24 protein-coding genes are annotated in these 18,665 nt (G+C 69.1%); 12 read left to right on the top strand and 12 right to left on the bottom strand.

Annotation, left to right across the window (positions count from 1 at the left end; all coding sequences use genetic code 11):
* Positions 1-26: 26 nt before the first annotated feature.
* On the top strand, positions 27-635 hold the full coding sequence (locus AB0L60_RS14575; protein WP_364612756.1) for a TetR/AcrR family transcriptional regulator: 609 nt from the start codon (positions 27-29) through the stop codon (positions 633-635).
* 8 nt (positions 636-643) lie between these two features.
* Here AB0L60_RS14575 and AB0L60_RS14580 read toward each other — a convergent pair whose 3' ends face one another.
* Entirely contained in the window at positions 644-1,609 is a 966-nt protein-coding gene (locus AB0L60_RS14580) for a quinone oxidoreductase (RefSeq protein WP_364612759.1), read from the bottom strand.
* 107 nt (positions 1,610-1,716) lie between these two features.
* On the opposite strand from AB0L60_RS14580, the gene AB0L60_RS14585 reads away from it, so the two are divergent.
* Together AB0L60_RS14585 and AB0L60_RS14590 are read left to right on the top strand one after the other, a co-directional pair.
* A complete protein-coding gene (locus AB0L60_RS14585; protein WP_364612762.1) occupies positions 1,717-2,067 on the top strand; it encodes a hypothetical protein in 351 nt (116 codons plus the stop codon).
* Positions 2,068-2,120: 53 nt separating this feature from the next.
* Positions 2,121-2,819, top strand: a complete 699-nt coding sequence (locus AB0L60_RS14590; protein WP_364612765.1) for a GntR family transcriptional regulator — start codon at positions 2,121-2,123, stop codon at positions 2,817-2,819.
* A gap of 84 nt (positions 2,820-2,903) precedes the next feature.
* Here the strand turns inward: AB0L60_RS14590 and AB0L60_RS14595 are convergent, their stop codons facing one another.
* Together AB0L60_RS14595 and AB0L60_RS14600 are read right to left on the bottom strand one after the other, a co-directional pair.
* Complete coding sequence (locus AB0L60_RS14595) at positions 2,904-3,353, bottom strand: PTS glucose transporter subunit IIA (protein WP_364612768.1); 450 nt, start codon at positions 3,351-3,353, stop codon at positions 2,904-2,906.
* Between the two features lie 5 nt (positions 3,354-3,358).
* Complete coding sequence (locus AB0L60_RS14600) at positions 3,359-3,589, bottom strand: PTS glucose/sucrose transporter subunit IIB (protein ID WP_354846627.1); 231 nt, start codon at positions 3,587-3,589, stop codon at positions 3,359-3,361.
* A 123-nt stretch (positions 3,590-3,712) separates the two neighbouring features.
* Between AB0L60_RS14600 and AB0L60_RS14605 the strand changes: the two genes are divergently transcribed.
* Genes AB0L60_RS14605 through nagB form a run of 5 tightly spaced genes read left to right on the top strand, consistent with a single transcriptional unit; the run spans position 3,713 to position 8,834 of the window.
* Positions 3,713-4,996, top strand: a complete 1,284-nt coding sequence (locus AB0L60_RS14605; RefSeq protein WP_364612772.1) for a PTS transporter subunit EIIC — start codon at positions 3,713-3,715, stop codon at positions 4,994-4,996.
* On the top strand, positions 4,993-5,256 hold the full coding sequence (locus AB0L60_RS14610) for an HPr family phosphocarrier protein (protein ID WP_364612775.1): 264 nt from the start codon (positions 4,993-4,995) through the stop codon (positions 5,254-5,256). The genes AB0L60_RS14605 and AB0L60_RS14610 overlap by 4 nt, the downstream gene beginning before the upstream one ends.
* A complete protein-coding gene (gene ptsP, locus AB0L60_RS14615; RefSeq protein WP_364612778.1) occupies positions 5,246-6,901 on the top strand; it encodes a phosphoenolpyruvate--protein phosphotransferase in 1,656 nt (551 codons plus the stop codon). Before AB0L60_RS14610 ends, ptsP begins: the two co-directional genes overlap by 11 nt.
* Entirely contained in the window at positions 6,898-8,064 is a 1,167-nt protein-coding gene (locus AB0L60_RS14620; RefSeq protein WP_364612781.1) for an amidohydrolase family protein, read from the top strand. Before ptsP ends, AB0L60_RS14620 begins: the two co-directional genes overlap by 4 nt.
* Entirely contained in the window at positions 8,052-8,834 is a 783-nt protein-coding gene (nagB, locus tag AB0L60_RS14625) for a glucosamine-6-phosphate deaminase (RefSeq protein WP_364612784.1), read from the top strand. The genes AB0L60_RS14620 and nagB overlap by 13 nt, the downstream gene beginning before the upstream one ends.
* 3 nt (positions 8,835-8,837) lie before the next feature.
* Here nagB and AB0L60_RS14630 read toward each other — a convergent pair whose 3' ends face one another.
* Both AB0L60_RS14630 and AB0L60_RS14635 read right to left on the bottom strand, forming a co-directional pair.
* A complete protein-coding gene (locus tag AB0L60_RS14630; RefSeq protein WP_364613111.1) occupies positions 8,838-9,209 on the bottom strand; it encodes a limonene-1,2-epoxide hydrolase family protein in 372 nt (123 codons plus the stop codon).
* 140 nt (positions 9,210-9,349) lie between these two features.
* The gene (locus AB0L60_RS14635; RefSeq protein ID WP_364612787.1) at positions 9,350-9,940 is read right to left on the bottom strand and encodes a TetR/AcrR family transcriptional regulator; all 591 of its coding nucleotides are present in this window, start codon (positions 9,938-9,940) and stop codon (positions 9,350-9,352) included.
* A gap of 71 nt (positions 9,941-10,011) precedes the next feature.
* Between AB0L60_RS14635 and AB0L60_RS14640 the strand changes: the two genes are divergently transcribed.
* Positions 10,012-10,860: a class I SAM-dependent methyltransferase gene (locus AB0L60_RS14640; protein WP_364612790.1), complete on the top strand. Its 849-nt coding sequence runs from the start codon at positions 10,012-10,014 to the stop codon at positions 10,858-10,860.
* Between the two features lie 284 nt (positions 10,861-11,144).
* Positions 11,145-12,017: a class I SAM-dependent methyltransferase gene (locus tag AB0L60_RS14645; RefSeq protein ID WP_364612793.1), complete on the top strand. Its 873-nt coding sequence runs from the start codon at positions 11,145-11,147 to the stop codon at positions 12,015-12,017.
* Positions 12,018-12,023: 6 nt separating this feature from the next.
* Here AB0L60_RS14645 and AB0L60_RS14650 read toward each other — a convergent pair whose 3' ends face one another.
* On the bottom strand, positions 12,024-12,410 hold the full coding sequence (locus AB0L60_RS14650; RefSeq protein WP_364612796.1) for a hypothetical protein: 387 nt from the start codon (positions 12,408-12,410) through the stop codon (positions 12,024-12,026).
* Between the two features lie 82 nt (positions 12,411-12,492).
* On the bottom strand, positions 12,493-13,062 hold the full coding sequence (locus AB0L60_RS14655; RefSeq protein ID WP_364612799.1) for a hypothetical protein: 570 nt from the start codon (positions 13,060-13,062) through the stop codon (positions 12,493-12,495).
* 27 nt (positions 13,063-13,089) lie between these two features.
* On the opposite strand from AB0L60_RS14655, the gene AB0L60_RS14660 reads away from it, so the two are divergent.
* A complete protein-coding gene (locus AB0L60_RS14660) occupies positions 13,090-13,644 on the top strand; it encodes a hypothetical protein (protein WP_364612802.1) in 555 nt (184 codons plus the stop codon).
* 19 nt (positions 13,645-13,663) lie between these two features.
* On the opposite strand, the gene AB0L60_RS14665 is transcribed toward AB0L60_RS14660, so the two are convergent.
* Positions 13,664-14,629: a DUF1152 domain-containing protein gene (locus AB0L60_RS14665; protein ID WP_364612805.1), complete on the bottom strand. Its 966-nt coding sequence runs from the start codon at positions 14,627-14,629 to the stop codon at positions 13,664-13,666.
* Between the two features lie 482 nt (positions 14,630-15,111).
* Positions 15,112-15,465 (bottom strand): alpha/beta fold hydrolase, encoded by a 354-nt coding sequence (locus AB0L60_RS14670; protein WP_364612808.1) that lies wholly within the window; start codon positions 15,463-15,465, stop codon positions 15,112-15,114.
* Positions 15,466-15,527: 62 nt separating this feature from the next.
* Here AB0L60_RS14670 and AB0L60_RS14675 point away from each other — a divergent pair, with 62 nt between their 5' ends.
* Positions 15,528-15,716: a hypothetical protein gene (locus tag AB0L60_RS14675; protein WP_364612811.1), complete on the top strand. Its 189-nt coding sequence runs from the start codon at positions 15,528-15,530 to the stop codon at positions 15,714-15,716.
* A gap of 117 nt (positions 15,717-15,833) precedes the next feature.
* Here the strand turns inward: AB0L60_RS14675 and AB0L60_RS14680 are convergent, their stop codons facing one another.
* The 3 genes from AB0L60_RS14680 to AB0L60_RS14690 all read right to left on the bottom strand — a co-directional run bounded on the left by AB0L60_RS14680 (position 15,834) and on the right by AB0L60_RS14690 (position 18,591).
* Positions 15,834-16,985: a serine hydrolase domain-containing protein gene (locus tag AB0L60_RS14680; protein WP_364612814.1), complete on the bottom strand. Its 1,152-nt coding sequence runs from the start codon at positions 16,983-16,985 to the stop codon at positions 15,834-15,836.
* A gap of 219 nt (positions 16,986-17,204) precedes the next feature.
* Positions 17,205-17,558, bottom strand: a complete 354-nt coding sequence (locus tag AB0L60_RS14685) for a hypothetical protein (RefSeq protein WP_364612817.1) — start codon at positions 17,556-17,558, stop codon at positions 17,205-17,207.
* Positions 17,559-17,613: 55 nt separating this feature from the next.
* Positions 17,614-18,591, bottom strand: coding sequence for a heme A synthase (locus tag AB0L60_RS14690; RefSeq protein WP_364612820.1), 978 nt, complete (start codon positions 18,589-18,591; stop codon positions 17,614-17,616).
* Positions 18,592-18,665: the final 74 nt, after the last annotated feature.

An 18,665-nucleotide genomic window follows, 5' to 3' on the forward strand; every position in this document is an offset into this window, starting at 1 on the left:
GGTACCTTCCGCTGTCAAGGAGGTGAATGGTGGCAACCCGCCGCAGTGAGAAGTCGGCCGAGACCGAACAGGCGCTCAAGCACGCCGCCCGGCAGCTGTTCGCCGACCGCGGCTACCTCAACACCAAGATCACCGACATCACCGCGGCCGCCGGCCGGGCCGCGGGCTCGTTCTACAACCACTTCGCGAGCAAGGAGGAGCTGCTCCAGTCGCTGCTGAAAGACCTTGCCGACGAGAGCGATACCTCCGCCGAGGACCCGGCGCACACCGCCGACTTCACCGACCCGGAGTCGGTGCGCTACCACATCGCGAGCTACTGGTCCTTCGCCCGCACGAACTGGCCGGTCCTGCGCGCCGTCCAGCAGGCGGCCCTGGTCAATGACGACTTCGCCCGCATCGCAGCGCGTTTCGCCACCGAGCAGCGCGACGAGGTGGCCGACCACCTCGACGGTTTCGCCCCCGCCGGCCTGCGCCTACCCGGCTCCGCCGACGCCAGCCTGGCGATGATGTTCGTCTCGGCCACCGGCCTGTTGCAGGCGGTGGAGGAGGGCGGCCTGGCGCTCACCGACGAGCAGGCCGTGGACGCCCTCACCCGATTCGTCTACCGCGGCCTCACCGGCCGCGATCTCGACTGACGAAAACCTCAGGGCACCAACACGATCGAACCGGTGGTCCGGCGTCCCTCCAGATCCCGGTGCGCCTGCTCGGCCTGCGTCAGCGGATAGCTGCCGCCGACCCGGATGTGCAGCGTGCCGTCGGCGATGGCGTTCATGATGTCGCCTGCGCGCCACAGCAATTCGGCCCGATCCCGGGTGTAGTGCGCCAGTGTCGGACGGGTCACGAACAGCGAGCCCAGCGGATTGAGCCGCTGCAGATCGAACGGCGGCACCGGCCCGCTGGCCGCGCCGAACAGCGCCACCATGCCGCGAATCCGGGTGGCCGCCAGACTGGACTCGAAGGTGGAGGCGCCCACGCCGTCATAGGTCGCGGCGGCGCCCGCCCCATCGGTCAGCTCCCGCACCCGCGCCGCGATGTCCTCGTCATAGCGCAGCACCTCGGCCGCCCCGGCGTCCCGCGACAGCTTCTCCTTGTCGTCGGTCGACACCGTGGTGATCACCCGGACCCCGCGCGCCACCAGCAGCTGCGTCAGGATCAATCCGACACCACCGGCTCCCGCGTGCACCAGCACGCTCTCGCCCGGCTCGGGCTTGTAGATGGACTCGATCAGATAGTGCGCCGTCATGCCCTGCAACAGCGCCGACGCCGCCACCGGCGCGTCCACCCCGTCCGGCACCGGAATCGCCACGGCCGCAGGCACGACCACCTGCTCGGCGTAACTGGCCGGCGCGGCCGCCCACGCCACCCGATCCCCGACCCGGAACTCGGTGACGTCGGGCCCGACCGCGGTGACCACACCGCTGCCCTCGGATCCCGGAATGTAGGGCACCGCCTGTGGGTACCGTCCGGTCCGAATGTAGGTGTCGATGAAGTTGATTCCGCTCGCCTGCGTTCGCACCAGCAACTGCCCGGGCCCGGCCTGCGGGTCCGGCACCTCCACGTACCGCAGGACTTCGGGACCGCCGTGCTCGGAAACCTGGATGGCGCGCATGGAATCAGTCTTACATCGCCGCGGCCGCGCGGTGCGCGGCGGCTCGCGGAGTGTGAGATGTGCGGCGCTTCATGGACGCTGAATTACCCGTGGGTAAACTGCAGCGCATGAGCGCTACCACCGCCCCGGCATCCGAGAAGCTGTCGCCGTCCGTCGTGGATTCCGTGAAGGGATTCGTCGCCGAGCATGGCGGTTCCGCGACCGCGGTGCTGCAGCCCATCGGCCGCGTCGGCGTCCGCATCACCCTGGTCGGCGCCGACGGCGTCCTGGGCGACCGCGTCGTCGGGTCCATGGCGGCCGCCAAGTCCCTCGTGGAGACCGTGAACGGCCTGTCCGAGACCGAGGAGTGGGACCGCGAGCTCATCTCCAAGGTCACCCCGGCGAAGGGCCACTGGGCCAAGATGGCAGGCTGGGTCGCACAGCAGAAGCGATTCCCCAAGGCGCGCAACGAGAAGTGACCGCGCCCGCAGCCGGCGGGGGCGGAAAGGACCGGATCGACGTGTCAGGGCGCGTGACCAAGCAAGCGCAACTGCGTTCGGCGCTCACCACCCTGTGCGCGAATCTGCGTCCCGGTGAAATGCTGCCCAGCGAACGCCAGTTGTGCGACGACTACCGGGTCAGCCGCATGACCGTGCGCGAGGTACTGGGTCAGCTCGAATCCGAGGGCGTCATCACGCGCGTCCCCGGCAAGGGCACCTTCGTGGCCGAGCGGGTGGCCCGTTCCCGGCTGCACATGGCCTCGTTCACCGACGACATGCGCCGGCTGGGCCGCGCCCCGAGCACGGTGGTGCTGCACACCGATCATGCGGTGCCGCCCCCGGCCTCGGCGACGGCGCTGGGGCTGACCGCGAATACCAAGGCGTACCACCTGGTTCGGCTGCGGCTGGCCGACGGGCTGCCCATGTCCATCGACGACGGCTGGTACCGTGCCGATCTGCTGCCGGAACTGCTGGATCACGAACTGACGCAGTCGCTCTACGCGCTGTTCTCCCGCGAGTACGACTGCCCGATCGACCGCGCCGAGCAGAGCGTGCGCGCGGTGGCCGCCGACGAGCGGCACGCGGGCTGGCTGGGCACCGAAACGGGTTCGCCGCTACTGGCTTTCGACCGGATCTCGTATTCGCGCGACCGGGCCGTGGAGCACGCGCAGTCCTGGTACCGAGCCGATCGGTACCAGGTCTACATGACAGTCTCGGCCGAGGACAGCTGACCGGCCTACTGGCAATGAATGAGCCGCCGCCCGATCGGGCAGCGGCTCAATTCTTTTCCGGTCTGGTGCGGAGTCTTTCCCGTCTCACATGGAGAACAGCACCGAGCCCGTGGTGACCAGGCCGGTCAGGGCGTTCCGCGCCGATCCCGGGCTGCTGTCCATGACCACCACCGGCACGGCCGCGCTCAGGCCGAGGCGGCGAACGGCATTGGGGGAGAAGGAGATCAGCGGATCACCCGCGGTCACCCGGTCGCCCTCGGCGGCCTTCACCTCGAAGAGGTCCGGCTTTCCGACGGTGTCGATGCCGACGTGCAGCAGCACGCCGGTGCCGTCGTCGGTGACGATGACCGCGGCGTGCGGGTGCAGCTTCACCAGCGATCCGGTGACGGGGGCGACCACGGTGGTGGCGGCATCGGTGTCGAGGGGTTCGATGGCCACGCCCGCGCCCACCATCTCGGCCGAGAAGACCGGATCGGGCACCTCGGACAGGGGCATGGCACGGCCGTCGAGGGGCGCGAGAATCTCGGTGCTCATGGCGGTCAGATAAGGTCGTTGATGTCTTCGGCCAGGGCATCGGCGCTCGGCCCGACCACGACCTGAACCGCGTCACCCATCTTGACAACGCCGTGGGCGCCGGCGGCCTTCAGTGCCTTCTCGTCGACCAGGTTCGCATCCTTCACTTCGCAGCGCAGGCGGGTGATGCAGCCCTCCACCTCGACAATGTTGTCCGCGCCACCCAGTCCGGCGATGATCTGATCCACTTTCGACATTTTTCCTCCGTGCGTGTCGGGTAGACAAAGCTGGTTATAACCAGTATATGTCTGGTTATAACCAGTGACGCTAACTGATCGTGAACAGTACGCGTGACTCCATTCACAGACTGAGGACCATCCATGGCCGATGCCGTCGAGAGCTCCCGCAAGAAGCTCGATTTATCCGGACTGCAGAAGCTCGGCCGCAGCTTGATGCTGCCGATCGCCACGCTACCCGCTGCCGGACTGTTGCTCCGGCTAGGCCAGGACGACATGCTCGGCCGGTTCTCGCCGATGCGGTCCGCCGCCGCCGTGCTCGCCGGCGCGGGCGGCACTCTCATCGACAACCTGCCGCTGCTGTTCGCGGTCGGCATCGCCATCGGCTGGGCGAAGAAGGCCGACGGTTCCACCGCGCTCGCGGCGGTGGTCGGCTACCTCGCCTTCACCGGTGTCCTCAAGGCCATGTCACCGGTGGTGCTGGACGGCAGCTGCGGCCCGGTCCTGGGCTGGCTGTTCCGGGCGGCACACTGGAACTGCCCGGTCGTGGATGTCGCAAAGGCCCCGGCCGCACAGCTCGTCAACTTCGGCGTCCTCGGCGGCATCGTGATGGGCCTGACCACGGCCACGCTGTGGCAGCGCTTCCACCGCACCCAGCTGCCCGACTACCTGGGCTTCTTCTCCGGCCGCCGGCTGGTGCCGATCCTGACCGCGTGCGCGGCCGTCGTGATCGGCGTGCTCATGTCCTTCATCTACCCCGCCTTCAATTCCGCGCTGACCTGGCTGGGCACCACCGTCGCCGACAACTCGGTCGCGGGCGGCGGCATCTTCGGCTTCGCCAACCGCATGCTGCTGCCGCTGGGCCTGCACCACATCATCAACTCAGTGGTCTGGTTCGTCATCGGCGACTACCACGGCGCGCACGGCGACATCCCGCGCTTCCTGGCCGGCGACCCCTCGGCCGGCACCTTCATGACCGGCTTCTTCCCGATCATGATGTTCGGCCTGCCCGCCGCGGCCATCGCCATCTGGCGCCACGCCCGCCCCGAGCACCGCAAGATGATCGGCGGCATCATGCTGTCCACCGGTCTGACCGCGTTCCTGACCGGTATCACCGAGCCGCTGGAGTTCTCGTTCATCTTCGTGGCCTGGCCGCTGCTGGTGATCCACGCGTTCTTCACCGGCACCTCGCTGGCGCTCACCAATGCGCTCGGGATCCACGACGGGTTCACCTTCTCGGCCGGTGCCATCGACTATCTGCTGAACTTCGGCAAGGCCACCCATCCGCTGCTGCTGATCCCGATCGGACTCGGCTACGCGGCCCTGTACTACGTCACCTTCAGCTTCATCATCAAGCGCTGGAACCTGCCGACACCCGGCCGGGAACCGGACGAGACCGAGTTCGAGAAGGAGAACATCGCAGCATGATCACCCGCACCGCCGTAGTCGCGTCCGAGACCGGACTGCACGCCCGTCCGGCTGCCCTGTTCGCCAAGGCCGCCGGGGAAGCCGGTGTCCCCGTCCAGATCTCGGTCGGCGACAAGGACCCCGTCGCCGCCAACAGCCTGCTGCAGGTGATGACCCTGGGCGTCAAGCAGGGCGACACCGTCACCCTGCACGCCGAGGACGGCGCCGACGCGGCCCTCGATACGCTGGTCGCGATGCTGGAGACAGATCTTGACGCGTGAGGTGCGCGGTGTCGCCGCCGCTCCCGGGATCGCCGTCGGATCGGTGAAGTGGCTGGCGCCCGCGCCGGTCACCAGCCGGGACGACGCGCCCGGGAGTGACGTCGAGGCCGAAATCGCCCGCGCGGAGGCCGCTTTCGAGACGGTCGCCGGCCGGTATTCCGCGCAGGCCCTCGACGCGCAGGGCCCGGCGGCGGACATCCTGTTCATGACCTCGGCGCTGGCCGCGGATCCGGCACTACTGGACCAGGTGCGCGCCGAGATCCGGGGCGGGACGCCGACCGCGCACTCGGTGACCGAGGCGGTGGCGCATTTCGGGGCGCAGCTGGCCGCGCTCGGCGGCATGATGGCCGAACGGGCCTCGGATCTGCGGGATGTGGGCCAGCGGGTGGTGGCCGAGCTGCTCGGGGTGGATCCGCCCGGGATCCCGGACAGTGCAACGCCTTTCGTGCTCGCCGCACAGGATCTGGCGCCCGCCGATACCGCGACGCTGGACCCGGAACGGGTGATCGGGCTGCTCACGGTGGCTGGCGGGCCGACCTCACACACCGCCATTCTGGCCAAGGCGCTGGGTATTCCGGCCGTGGTCGCCGCACCGGACGCGGCCGGGATCGCCGAGGACATCGAAGTCGTGCTGGACGGCACGGCCGGCGTGGTCGAAATCGAGCCGACCGCGGCGCGTCGCGAGGAGGTGCTCGCGCTGCGCGCCCGGCAGGCGGCCACGCCGACCGGTCCGGGCCGGACCGCCGACGGGCACGCCGTACCGCTGCTGGCCAATGTCGGCTCCGCGGCCGATGCGCGGCTGGCGGTCGAGCTCGGCGCCGAGGGGGTCGGCCTGTTCCGGACCGAATTCCTGTTCCTGGACCGCAAGTCGGCCCCGACGGTGGCCGAGCAGACCGAGCAGTACGCCGAGATCTTCCGAGTCATGGGCGACCGGCCCGTCACGGTCCGCACCCTCGATGCCGGATCCGACAAACCGCTGCCGTTCCTCGACCTGCCGGATGAGGAGAACCCGGCGCTGGGCGTGCGCGGCCTGCGGTTGAGCAGCGTCGATGAGGGGACACTGCTCGACCAGCTCACCGCCATCGACACCGCGGCCGGCCAGACCGGCACGCCGGTACAGGTGATGGCGCCGATGGTCGCCACCGCGGAGGAGGCGGGGTACTTCGCCGCCCGCGCCCGCGACGCCGGGATCGGAACCTGCGGCATCATGGTCGAAATCCCCGCCGCCGCACTGTGTTCGGAGCAGCTCGGCGCGGAGGTGGACTTCTTCTCCATCGGCACCAACGACCTGTCGCAGTACCTGTTCGGCGCGGACCGCATGGCGTCGTCGCTGGCGGCGCTGCACAATCCGTGGCAGCCCGCGCTGGCCGCGACCGTCGCCATGACGGTGACCGGGGCGCGCAAGCGCGGCGTGAAGGTCGGCGTCTGCGGCGAATCCGCGTCGAATCCCGAATTCGCCTGTGTGCTGGTGGGTCTCGGCGTCGGGACACTGTCCATGGCGCCCCGCTCGATCGCGGGCGTCCGGGCCCAGCTCGGCGAGGTCACCCTGGAGCAGTGCAGAGCGGCGGCGGCAGCGGTGCTGTCGGCCCGCACCGCCGACGACGCGCACCAGGCCGCGCGCCGGGCATTGGGGCGAGATACGTGACGACCACCCTGCGCGGCCGGGTCGTCACCCTCACCGAGGCGGGCGAGCTCGCCGACGGGGTGGTGTCGTTCGACGGGGCACGCCTCGACTATGTGGGCCCGGCAACGGGATTCGGCGGTGACCTGCCGGACCTGCCGGACGAACCGCCGATCATCCTGCCGGGGCTGATCGACGTGCACTGTCACGGCGGCGGCGGATTCGGCTTCCCGGAAACCGATCCCCAGGGCGTGGCCGCTGCCGCGAACTTCCACCGCCGCCGCGGCACCACCACGCTGGTGGCCTCCCTCGTCTCCGCCACCGAGGCCGAACTGCGCGATCGTATCGACGTGCTCGGCAAGGCCATCGACGACGGCCTGCTGGCGGGCATCCACCTCGAAGGCCCGTTCATCAGCGAGCACCGGCGCGGCGCCCACGATCCCGATCGGATCATCGCCGGTGATCCGGCGTTGCTGGAGCGGCTCCTCGACTACGCGGGCGGCCGCGTCGTATCGGTGACCGTGGCCCCGGAAACGGCGAACTTCGACGCCCTCGCGGCCGTGCTCGCCGACGCGAATGTGATTCTCTCCCTGGGACACACCGTCGCCGACTACGCGCAGTCCGTGCACGCCATGCGCCACGGCGGGCGGGTCTCCATCACCCACCTGTTCAATGCCATGCCCGAACTGGCGCACCGCGACGCCAACTTCCTCACCGCCGCCATGGCCGCGGCGGGACGCGGGGATGTGGTGGCCGAGGTCATCGGCGACGGCGTGCACCTGGCCGACGGCACCGTGCGCATGGTCTTCGACACCATCGGTCCCGACAATCTGGCCCTCATCACCGACGCCATGGCCGCCGCCGGGCAACCAGACGGGCGCTACCAGCTCGGCAGCCTGGATGTCGTGGTGCGGGAAGGCATCTCGCGCATCTACGACCCGGACGGGGAGGGCGCCATCGCCGGCGGCACTGCCACCGCCGCGGAAGTGCTGCGCCGCACCGTCTTCCACGCGGGCGTCGAGCTCACCGCCGCGGCCACCGCCGCGTGCGCCACCCCGGCCCGCCTGCTCGGCATGGCCGACGACATCGGCGCGCTGGCTCCGGGTATGCGCGCCGACGTCCTGGTCGCCGACCACCACCTCAACCCCGTGACCGTGTACAAGGATGGAGCGCCATGGAACTCGTGATCACCGACAACGCGGCCGAGGCCGGTGTGCTGGCCGGCCGCATCATGGCCGACCACGTGCGCCGCGGCGCCCGCGCCATCGGGCTGGCCACGGGCTCCTCACCGCTGGGCGCCTACCGGGAGCTCATCCGGCAGTATCGCGAGGAGGGCCTGAGTTTCTCGGGCGTGCAGGCGTTCCTGCTCGACGAGTACATCGGCCTGCCGCCGGGACATCCGCAGTCCTACCGGCAGTTCATCCGTGACGAGTTCACCTCGCATGTCGACTTCGCCGACACCGCCGTCCACAGCCCCGACGGCAATGCCGCCGACATCCCGGCGGCCGCGGCCGCCTACGAAAGCGCCATCGCCGAGAACGGGCCCATCGCCGTGCAGATCCTGGGCATCGGCGCGAACGGGCACATCGGCTTCAACGAGCCGGGCTCCTCGCTGCGCTCACGCACCCGGGTCAAGACCCTGACCCCGACGACCCGCGAGGACAATGCCCGCTTCTTCGACGACGACCTCGCGCAGGTGCCCACCCACGTCCTCACCCAGGGCCTCGGAACCATCAGCGACGCCGGCCATCTGCTCATGATCGCCACCGGCGCGGGCAAGGCCGAGGCGGTCGCCGCCGCGGTGGAGGGCCCGCTCTCCGCGTTCTGCCCGGCGTCGATCCTGCAGATGCACCCGCACGTCACGGTCATCGTGGACCCGGACGCGGCGGCGCGCCTGAAGGCCGCCGACTACTATCGGTTCGCGGTGGCGAACAAGCCCTCCTGGCAGAGCTTCTGAACCCTACGCGCCCTGCTGCATGGCGGCGAACGGGGCCATGTCGAAGTAGTCGCGCCACGCGGCGATCCGGCCGTCGCGGACCTCGAACACCCCGGTCACCGGCAGCGCGATGTGCTTGTCGCCGAGGGTGAATCGGTCGGTGCGCTCGTTGAGCACGACAGTGCCGGTGACGGCCTGGTGGTGGATGGTGAAGTCGATGCCGCCGAACGCGCCGATGAAGCCGCGCAGGAACTGCAGGATCGCGGCCTTGCCGACGAACGGCTGCATCGGAATGTTGTGGTAGACGGCGTCCTCGGTGAAGAACTCGGCGATGGATTCCGGTGTGCCGGTGCGCCATTCGGCGCACAGTGCGGTGACGACCTCGGCGGGGGACAGGGTCGTGTGGTCGATGCTCACTGCGGTGGGAGACCTTTCGTGCGGGTGACCTGAACAGCAGGGGTCAAATTTCCCGGCGGCCACGACGGTGTCAAGGGTGGTCTCGCAGTGAGACTTTCACCCGTCCGTGTCTCGGTGTTTCAGGACGTCAGGGCGCCACCCAGGATCGCGGTCACCATGGCGTGCACAGCCTCGGTCTCGGGCCGGGGCGCGGTGCGGTCGGCGAAGAGCAGGTGTCCCGATCCGATCAGCGTGCGAGCGAGTAGATCGGTGTCGCAGGTGGCCGCGAGGCGGCCGGTGTCGACCTCGGCGGCGAGGTATCCGGCGATCAGCTCGGTGGCCTCGGTCAGGACGGGGACACCGACCGGCCGGCGCTGCCGCAGCCGGGCGCGCAGCTCGTCCCGATAGGTGACCAGGCTGACGATGGCCACCGCCACCGTCTCGAACACGGCGGTCAGCGCCTCGGTGAGGTTGCCCGGTACCGTGGCCTCCCCGGCCCGGTCGCGCAGTGCGGCGCCGAGCCGCTCCACCCGGACGATCCGGTCCTCGACCAGTTCGGCGAGGAACCCGTCGAAGTCGGCGAAATGCCGGTGCAGCACGCCTTTCGCGCACCCGGCCTCGGCGGTGACGGACCGGCTAGTCAGCCCGCTCGGCCCGTCCCGCAACAGAATCCGCTCGGCCGCGTCGAACAACTGCTCCCGTACATCCCGAATGGCCACCCCGGTGGGCACCCCGCACTCCTTCACGTCGGCCGGACCCAATCCATTTGCGGAGTGGGCAAGTGCCCACTTAAAGTGGGCGCATGGTCACTCTACCGCCCTCGGGCCCCGAACCCGCAGACCAGAGCCCTCATCGAGCCCGGCACATCGCGGAGTCGTTCGGTATCGACGCCGCCCGCTATGACCGCACCCGCCCGGCGTATCCCACCGCCATGATCGAGCGCATCCTCGCGGCGAGCCCCGGCAAGGACGTCCTCGACGTCGGCTGCGGAACCGGTATCGCGACCAGGCAGTTCCGCGATGCCGGATGCACGGTGCTCGGCGTCGAACCCGATGCCCGCATGGCCGATTTCGCTCGCGGAACCGGCGTCGACGTGGAGGTCGGCACCTTCGAGGAGTGGGATCCGGCCGGCCGCACCTTCGACGCGGTGATCGCCGGAACCGCTTGGCACTGGGTCGATCCGGTGCGGGGCACGGCCCGGGCGGCGCAGGTCTTGCGCCCCGGCGGCCGGCTCGCCGCCTTCTGGCCCCTCGCCCAGCTGCCGCCCGACGCGGCCGCGGCCTTCGCCGCGGTCTATCGCCGCCTGCTGCCGGACACACCCGTCGCGAAGGTCGCGGACCGCCCGGCCCTCGAGATCTACCAGCCGATACTCGACACGGTGGCCAAGGGAATCCGCGAATCCGGGGCCTTCACCGAACCCCAGCAGTGGCAGTTCGATTGGCGCCACACCTACACCCGCGACGAATGGCTCGACCAGATCCCCACCCACGGCACTCTCACCCAGGCCCCACCCGACACGCTCACCGCCGTCCTCGACGGCATCGGCGCGGCCATCGACGCCCTGGGCGGTACCGTCACCGCCTCCTACGCCACGGTCGTCGTGACAGCCGCACTGCGACCCGGCCGATCCGCCCCGACCGCACCCAGCTGATCCGGAAAAGCCTGCGCGAGTTCGTGATCGAGCAGCTCGACGCAGTCCGGTCACATGCTCGGATGTGCGGTGCGACCCCTGCGGCCTGCGTCCGGGAGCGTCGGCCTTGCCGGATCCGTGCTCACCGCGCCCGTGTGCGTGCCCCCGGTGCGGTGACTGTCCGGCGTGCCATCAGGTGATCCGGGATAGCTTGTGCGGGTTCTTCGTCGACAGCCCGCTCTGGCGCGAATCCCGGATCGACCCGGCGGCGGGCGAACGGGGGCCGCAGCGCCGATAATGAACCGGTGACCGAGCGTGCAGCGAGCCGGACCGCGGTCCTGGTTTGCCAGGGCCGCGCCGTGGCGAACGGGCGCATGGGCGTCGGGCGGTTCTCCGACCCGGTCGCGGTCGAATTATTGGTCGACGGCGAACGCGAACTGGTCGATCTCGTGCGCGCGGGCGCGGTGCCGAAGGGGTTCGGCGCGCGGCTGGAGTACGAATTGCTCTCCGCCACTTCGGAAGTGCTGGCGGCCCGCACGGTCGCCATCGACGAGGCGGTGCGGGAGAGCGCGCATCCGCAGCTGGTGATTCTGGGCGCGGGGCTCGACGCGCGCGCTTGGCGTATGCCCGAACTGGCGGGAGTCGCCGTGTTCGAGGTGGATCATCCGGCGTCCCAGACCGAGAAGCGGGACCGGCTGGGGGAGCGGGAAGCCCTGGCGGACGTCCATTTCGTCCCGGTCGATTTCGGTAGGGACTCCCTCGGGGCCGCCCTCACCACGGCCGGCCACGACGAGACCGGGTGCACCACCTGGATCTGGGAGGGCGTCGTCCCTTACCTGACGCCCGCCGAGGTCGCCGAGACCGTCACCGAGGTGGCTAGGCGCAGTGCGCCCGGCAGCCGCTTGATCATCACCTACCCGACCCCCAATCGGGTGTACCACTACGGCCGCAGAGCCATGGAGCTGTTGCTGTCCGTCTCCGGGCACACCAATCCCATGGCCGGTGAACCGCAGCGTTCGAGCTGGACTCCAGAGGCGATAGCCGCATTGCTCGCCGAGCGCGGCTTCTCCGTCACCGCCGACCGCGACCTGCAATCGGTCGCGGTCGAGGCGGGAATCGAAGGCAAACGCACCTCGGTCCGCGCCGACGGTCACATCGTCATCGCCGATCGGCGTTGACCGGGGTCAGTTCAGCGTGACGACCCAGGAGCCGTTGCAGCCGCGGTTGGTGTCGCGGTTCGGGTCGTAGTTCCACACCGCCTGCAGGTCCGAGTCCTTCTGAATGTCGAAGTCACCCGTCGGCGACTGCACCGGCTCATCGTTGTACAGCAGCAGGCTCAGGTCGTTCGGGTAGATCGTCCAGGACCCGCTGTAGCCCGCCGGGTAGTTCATGGTCACCGTGGTGGTGCGGCCGGCGTGGTTCTGCACCACGATGCACGAATTCGGATGATTGGCCTGAGCCTGGGCCGGTGCCGCGGCCAGCACGATGGCCCCCACCCCGACCGCAGCCGCGGCCGCCGGTGCCGCTGCCTTCGCCACCAGACCACGCCCGCCGTTGGGAACGTTCCACATGATGCCTGACCTCGGTTTGAATTCCACCGCCCGAATGGCTGATTGGATGAGACGAAGTTATCCACCGCACCCAGCGGGTCTCTTATGAAATCCTTGTCGCCGCGACCCGGCGATTGTCGTCCCCTTCCATCGGATCCGCAGCGATCAGACCCAGCCGTTCCCGCACCGCGGGCACCGAGATATCCACGTGCCCAATCGCGATCTCGCGAGTCCGTTCTTCACAATCCGTGAGGCATTCGACGCCCCGACCGCGCGGGAATTCGGCCGAGCGGCGGCTCAACGCCTCGGCACACCGGATCCGGAGATAGGAATGGACAGTGGAGTCGAAGATCGCCTCGACGACAGGGACAGCGGGCACATAGTCGAGCCGGGCCAGAGCATCGACCAGACTGCACTGGCAATAGATGTAGTCGTTGCCGCCGCTATGGGCGGCCTCCAGATAACCGAACAACCTTGGTACATCTGACTTTTCGCCGATATCTGTGAGCACTGAAAGCGCTGCGCCACCGATCGAGCTGTCCAGGTCTGCGCGTGCCCGGGCACTCCAACGCCCGAGGTGACCGCAGCCGCCGCAACTGCCGGCGCATCGCGACCCGCACAGCCGGCGTGGCGGCCCCTCCGCGAGCACCGTGGGTGCGACGTCCCAGAGCACCTCTTCACGCGAGTTAGGGTCTGGACCGTGGGCGACGACTTCCCGCAGGAGAAGGAGTTCTTCGTCCGCGTCCTGGACCGCGCAATCCACCGAACAGGATGGGGCGCACTGCACTACCGTCCCGCCATCGACGACAATCTCGACGCCTTCACCCGGATGTTCACGGCCTTCGTCCCCGCCGCAAAGACGAACTCGCCGTTCGGCGACTGGACCACCCTGCCGCCGCCGTTCCACCTCGACCTGTGCGCCCGTCACGGCGTTTTCCATGGTGAGTTCCAATGCCGCCTGTGCGACACCGCGATTCAACCCTGCGACGCGCCCACCGTCTGGGAGCGCTCCGCGTTGCACTCCGACGGCGCGACGACTGTCGGTCGAGAGATACACGAGATTCCCGAGGACGTTGCCGCGCGGATACTAGCCGTCACCAGGCGCCCCGGAAACTGCGGGGGCGGCAACTCGAATCGAATCGCACGATCTCGCTCGAGTGTCGGCCATCGTGGGCACACGTCTCGATTCGAGCACCCGTCATTGGCTCTACGAGGCGATAGCCTGACCGTCATCGACCGATCGGCTGTCTGGTGAACGGGGAGATGTCGATTCATCAGACGGGGATCGTTCGGCGGGGCCGGAGGGGTGTGCGGTCGCGGAATGCTTCTATTGCCGCGGCGACTTCGAATGGTGTTGTGGCGTGCGCGATGTCGTCGCGGTAGAGCACCCGCTCGGCGACGGTGTCCAGGTCGAATCCCCAGACCATCGACATGAGGGGATTGATGAAGAGTTCGGCACTTTGGGCGCGGGTGCGGGCCAGGGAGTGGTGATCACCGAATTCGCCGCGGGCGGCGTCGCTGATCGACGCGCAGACGATGCTCTCCTTACCCGGGGTGTGCTGCTGAACCCAGTCGACGGCCGCCAGCCAGGCATCGACGGCCGCGATGCCTGGTGTGAGAGCGAAGACGCCGTGATATGCGCCGAGTCCGGCAAGTGCGGCAACGTTCTCCAGGAAATGCGCGTGGCAGACACCGTGGTGGGCATCGACGCCGAACCCGACACATATGGCCAGCTTGACGGGAAGGTCGAGCGCCTGCGCAGCCAACAGGCTGGTCGCATCCTCGACCGGCGTACCCAATCCGGCCTCATCACCGGTCATCAGGAGATCCGTACCCCCATCGACCAACACCACCCCGTCGAGCCGGAGTTCGCGAGCCAACCACGCGTAGGCCGCCCGGACATCGGCGGGCCCACCCTTGCGAATCAGGAACACCCGATCCGGAAAGCCGTGGTCGCGCAACCACACCGCGAGGTGCTTCTCCGGAAAGTACGCGTTCGCACCCTCGGTTTCCGCATCGATTTCGAACAGCCCGGGCGCGACCTGCCGGGCCGTGGTCCGCGTGACCGGTGTGAACGTGAGATTCGCGAGCACCACCGACTTGCCCTGCTCCTGCAGTGCGAACGCCACCGGCAGGCCACTGAGCACGTCGAACCCGCCCCCAGCGCCAGCGACCAGGACCCGCTCGCAATCCCGCAGTCGATGCAGTGCCAGTGTGTCGAACAGCGAGAGCGCACCCATCTGTCAAAGTATTCAGCACCTTCGCCGTCCGTGCCCGATCTCGCGGGGTGGATCAGCCGACCGCCGTACCCGAATTCGACTGTGCGACTCCGCTACTCACCCGTCGGCTCGTATGCGGACAACGGATTCGACACCGGGGGATCGATGACACCGGCGATTTCGCTGCGGTTGCAGGCGTGCTTATTGGCCGCCGAGGTGGTCGCAGCAGCCTCCGAACTCGACAGCGCCCTCACTGAACTTGCCGCAGACGCCCAGAATCGCCAATTCACTGTCTCCACTGGGCAACAGCGCGAGTCTAACCGCGCACAGCCTTCGAGGGCTTGATCCACTCCGCACGCCGCGAACTCTCCCCGCCCGCCGTATCCGCGACTCTCATCATCGACGACTGACAGAGCGCACCGGCAAGATCAGCGAGTCTCTACCGTGGCACTCCGGACAAAATTCCGCGCTGAGAGCTCCCTGATCTTGATGGGTGCCGCACCTCATTTCGTCGACGGGCTGGCTCCCGGTGTCGCGTATGCGGATTCGATGAATGGGCGGACGACGTCCAGGAACTGCTCGGGGGCGGTGGAGAAGGGCAGGTGGCCGGTGGGGAGGACCCGGAGTTCGGAGCCGGGGATCAGGGCGTGGGCTTTCCTGCCGTAGCGGAGGGGGAGGACCGGGTCGCGGCGGCCCCATACGATCAGGGTCGGTGCAGCGATTTCGGTTGCGCGGCCGGTGAGGTCGTAGCGGGGATCGTTGAAGCTGTGCCACAGGGCGGAGTAGGTGGCACGGCCGATGTCGTTGCCCGCCACGCGGATCGCACGCTCTACGACGGCCTCGTCATGTGGGGTCACGGGTTTCATGTAGTTGCGGATGCTGCGCGGGAGCCGGAGCCGAACCTCTGATCGTTGACGAGGTGACGGCTCGCAACACCCACAACGCCGCGCTGATCGAACCCGATTTCGAGGTCCTGGGCTGGCAGCACCCGGAGGCAGGCGCCCGGTTGTGGGTCGGCTTGGTGGCCGAAGCCGCCCTGCTGGAGTTGCGGGCCGGCCACGAGCAGGGTTCGGTGCGAAACGCCCTGTGGCAGTTTCTCCCCGCCTGAGCCCCGCCCGGCCCCGGTCTCGCCCTCGCCGCGGTAGTCTGGCCGGCACTAGCAAACTCTCTGCAATCCTGGGTGCGGCTCTGGCGCTGCGCGGCGCGCGGCCGATCGGCGCGGGGCTCAGTCGGCTGCGCAGAGCGCGGTGTCGAACGCGTTCTGGAGAGCAGCGGTGACGGTGGGATCCGAGGGCCGGAGATTGGCGATGAGGGTGACCGTGCGGCCCTCCGGGGTGACGGCGTTGAAGGTTCGGAACCCAGGGATGGAACCGCCGTGCCCCCACACCTGGATGCCGCACGGTGCGGTGGCGGTGGTCAATCCGAGGCCGTACGAGTAACCCGGGCGGTTGGTCAGCGGTTTCGGATCGGTCCGCATGGCGGCCACCTGGGCCGGGGGCAGCAGGTTCCCGGTGAGGAGCGCACTGAAGAACCGATTCGCGTCGGAGCCGGTGGAGATCAGCGCGCCGGCACTGCCCGCCCACGACGGATCGAAACGGGTGACGTCGGTCGGCTTCCCGTCGACCGCCTCGTAGCCCTCCGGATGGGGACTGCGGAGGTCGGTGTCGCCGGCGGCCGGGAAGTAGGTGTCGCGCAGCCCCAGCCGGTCGATGACGCGGTGCGTGACTTCCTCGCCCACCGGGTGCCCGGTCACGCGTTCTACGATCATGCCGACGATGAGGTAATTGGTATTGCTGTATTCGGCTTTCGCGCCCGGCTCGAAGTGCGCGGGCAGGGTCATGGCGCGACGGACCAGGTCCGCCGTGTCGAAGTGCATGGTCAGCAGATCGGGCGAATCACCTTGCAGCTCGGGCAGTTCCAGATACTCGGGCAGACCGCTGGTGTGCTGCATGAGATTCCGGACCGTGATCCGGCTGCCGTCGATGCCCGTGCCTTGGACGACGCCGGGCAGATAGCGCTCGACAGGTGCGCCCAGATCCACCGCACCCTCCTCGACGAGCTGCATCATGACGGTCGCGACGAACGTCTTGGTATTGCTGCCGACGCGCACATGCGCGCCCCCCGGAAAGGCCGCGCCGGTAGCGACGTCACCGACACCCGAGGTCGCACTCCACTCTCGGCCGTGCTCGGTCACGACCACCTGCACCCCGGGAACTCCCGCCGCGACGGCGGCGTCCAGGGCGCGCCCGACCTCCGTACGCGCATCGGCCGACAACGGCCCTCCCGGCTGTCGCGCCGCATCATCACCGCAGGCCCCAAGCGCGCAGACCACTCCGGCGACCGCGACCGCAGCGGCAATCCGGCGAACGAGCCTCATATGGTCTCCTTCTGGCGTAGTGGCCGCGAGCGCTCGGCCGGAATGCGCTGCTGCGCAGCCGGGTTCGCGCCTCACGGAAGTCAATAACCGGATGGTAGCTCCGAGCCGCGTTCCGGGCATCAGCCGCAGCGCTCACCCGAGCTCATCCCTGAGGCGTAGGGCTGGTCAGGGAAAACCCGCGGTCCCATCCTGCGCGAGCGAGCTTCGATCGGTGCACCGTCAGAGCCGGTAATGAGAGGCGACGGCGTCTCGGCCGGTGTAGTTCGGGCCGACGTGGGCATCGGCTCCGGCGTAGGTGAATTCCCAGCGTGGGAGGGCCCGGCCGCTGCGGGTGAGGCGGCGACTTCGCGCCGTGGACAGCGTTTGCGTTTCGTCCGACTCGAAGAGGGCGTGGGCGCTGCCACATCCGACATCCAGCCAGTGCTGGGGTGCGGGATGGGCCGCCAGCCAGGCAACGGGTCGAAGCCGAGTTCGCGACGGTAGGCGGGCGGACAGTCGGCGGTCGCGGTTCATGGCGGAGTTCGCCACTACCGCAGTCTGTTCCAGGTGGGCGTTGTCGAGTAGCTCGGGCACACAGGACATCCTGCCCGGTGCGGTCGACGGCGGTGCGGAGCCGCCGCCGACCGATTCAGGCGGCGGCCTTGTCCACGGGCGCCGGAGCCGAGGTGGGGAGGGTTTCGCGGGTGCGCATGGCGGCCCAGAGGGCGGCGGTGGCGGCGGTGCAGGCGGCGGCCCCGCCGACGTGGACGGCGACCAGGGCGGCGGGGACGTGGGTGAAGTACTGGACGATGCCGACCAGGGCCTGCGAGCACACCAGCGCGATCACCAGGACGAGGCGGTTGCGGATGGTCTTGTTCATGCCGACCGCGGCCAGGCCGCAGGCGAGGCCGACGAGCAGGGCCAGGTAGGCGACCAGGAGTTCGGCATGCAGGTGGACCAGGGTGACGATCTCGACCTGCAGGCGTTCGACCGGCTTCTCGACGCTCTTGTCACCCGCGTGCGGACCCGCGCCGGTGACCAGGGTGCCCGCGATCAGCGTTCCGGTGAGGGCCAGACCGGACAGGGCGGTGAGCAGCCGCAGCGGCTTGGGAACCTGAACCGTGTCGATGCCTTCGTCGGGTTCCCCGACCTTGGCCCACAGCAGCGTCGCCAGCCACACCATCAACATGGACGCGAGCAGGTGCACCGCGACCGTCCACCACAGCAGCCCGGTGCGCACGGTGATACCGCCGATCACCGCCTGCAGCACGGTGCCGCCGGGCATCAGCCACGCGTACACCTGGACTTCGCGCCGCCGCCGCGCCCGGGTGACCGCGAGCACGATGGCCGCCGCGGCCAGCGACACCACGAAAGTGAGCATGCGGTTGCTGAATTCGACCACCTGGTGCACCACCGGCACCTCGGCCACCGCGGTCGGCACGAAGCTGCCGGGGAAGCACTGCGGCCAGGTGGGGCAGCCCAGGCCCGACGCTGTGACGCGGACGACCGCGCCGGTTACCGAGATTCCGGCCTGGGACAGGATGACCAGGAAGGCGAGGAGTCGCTGCACCCGCAGGGAAGGCATCGGGAACAGGTCGGCAAGTCGCTGGAAGGCGCGAGACAGCACGCACCGATGGTAGCGGGGCCGCATTTCGCCCCGTCACCGGCCCTACTACAACGTGTCGTTAAACACCCGGGCGG

The sequence above is a fragment of the Nocardia sp. NPDC051981 genome, assembly GCF_040680715.1.
GTDB lineage: Bacteria > Actinomycetota > Actinomycetes > Mycobacteriales > Mycobacteriaceae > Nocardia.

Coding starts and splice junctions, on each gene's coding strand:
- AB0L60_RS14575 (WP_364612756.1), top strand. CDS start 27: ATGGTGGCAACCCGCCGCAGTGAGAAGTCGGCCGAGACCGAACAGGCG.
- AB0L60_RS14580 (WP_364612759.1), bottom strand. CDS start 1,609: ATGCGCGCCATCCAGGTTTCCGAGCACGGCGGTCCCGAAGTCCTGCGG.
- AB0L60_RS14585 (WP_364612762.1), top strand. CDS start 1,717: ATGAGCGCTACCACCGCCCCGGCATCCGAGAAGCTGTCGCCGTCCGTC.
- AB0L60_RS14595 (WP_364612768.1), bottom strand. CDS start 3,353: ATGAGCACCGAGATTCTCGCGCCCCTCGACGGCCGTGCCATGCCCCTG.
- AB0L60_RS14600 (WP_354846627.1), bottom strand. CDS start 3,589: ATGTCGAAAGTGGATCAGATCATCGCCGGACTGGGTGGCGCGGACAAC.
- AB0L60_RS14605 (WP_364612772.1), top strand. CDS start 3,713: ATGGCCGATGCCGTCGAGAGCTCCCGCAAGAAGCTCGATTTATCCGGA.
- AB0L60_RS14610 (WP_364612775.1), top strand. CDS start 4,993: ATGATCACCCGCACCGCCGTAGTCGCGTCCGAGACCGGACTGCACGCC.
- nagB (WP_364612784.1), top strand. CDS start 8,052: ATGGAACTCGTGATCACCGACAACGCGGCCGAGGCCGGTGTGCTGGCC.
- AB0L60_RS14640 (WP_364612790.1), top strand. CDS start 10,012: ATGGTCACTCTACCGCCCTCGGGCCCCGAACCCGCAGACCAGAGCCCT.
- AB0L60_RS14650 (WP_364612796.1), bottom strand. CDS start 12,410: ATGTGGAACGTTCCCAACGGCGGGCGTGGTCTGGTGGCGAAGGCAGCG.
- AB0L60_RS14665 (WP_364612805.1), bottom strand. CDS start 14,629: ATGGGTGCGCTCTCGCTGTTCGACACACTGGCACTGCATCGACTGCGG.
- AB0L60_RS14680 (WP_364612814.1), bottom strand. CDS start 16,985: ATGAGGCTCGTTCGCCGGATTGCCGCTGCGGTCGCGGTCGCCGGAGTG.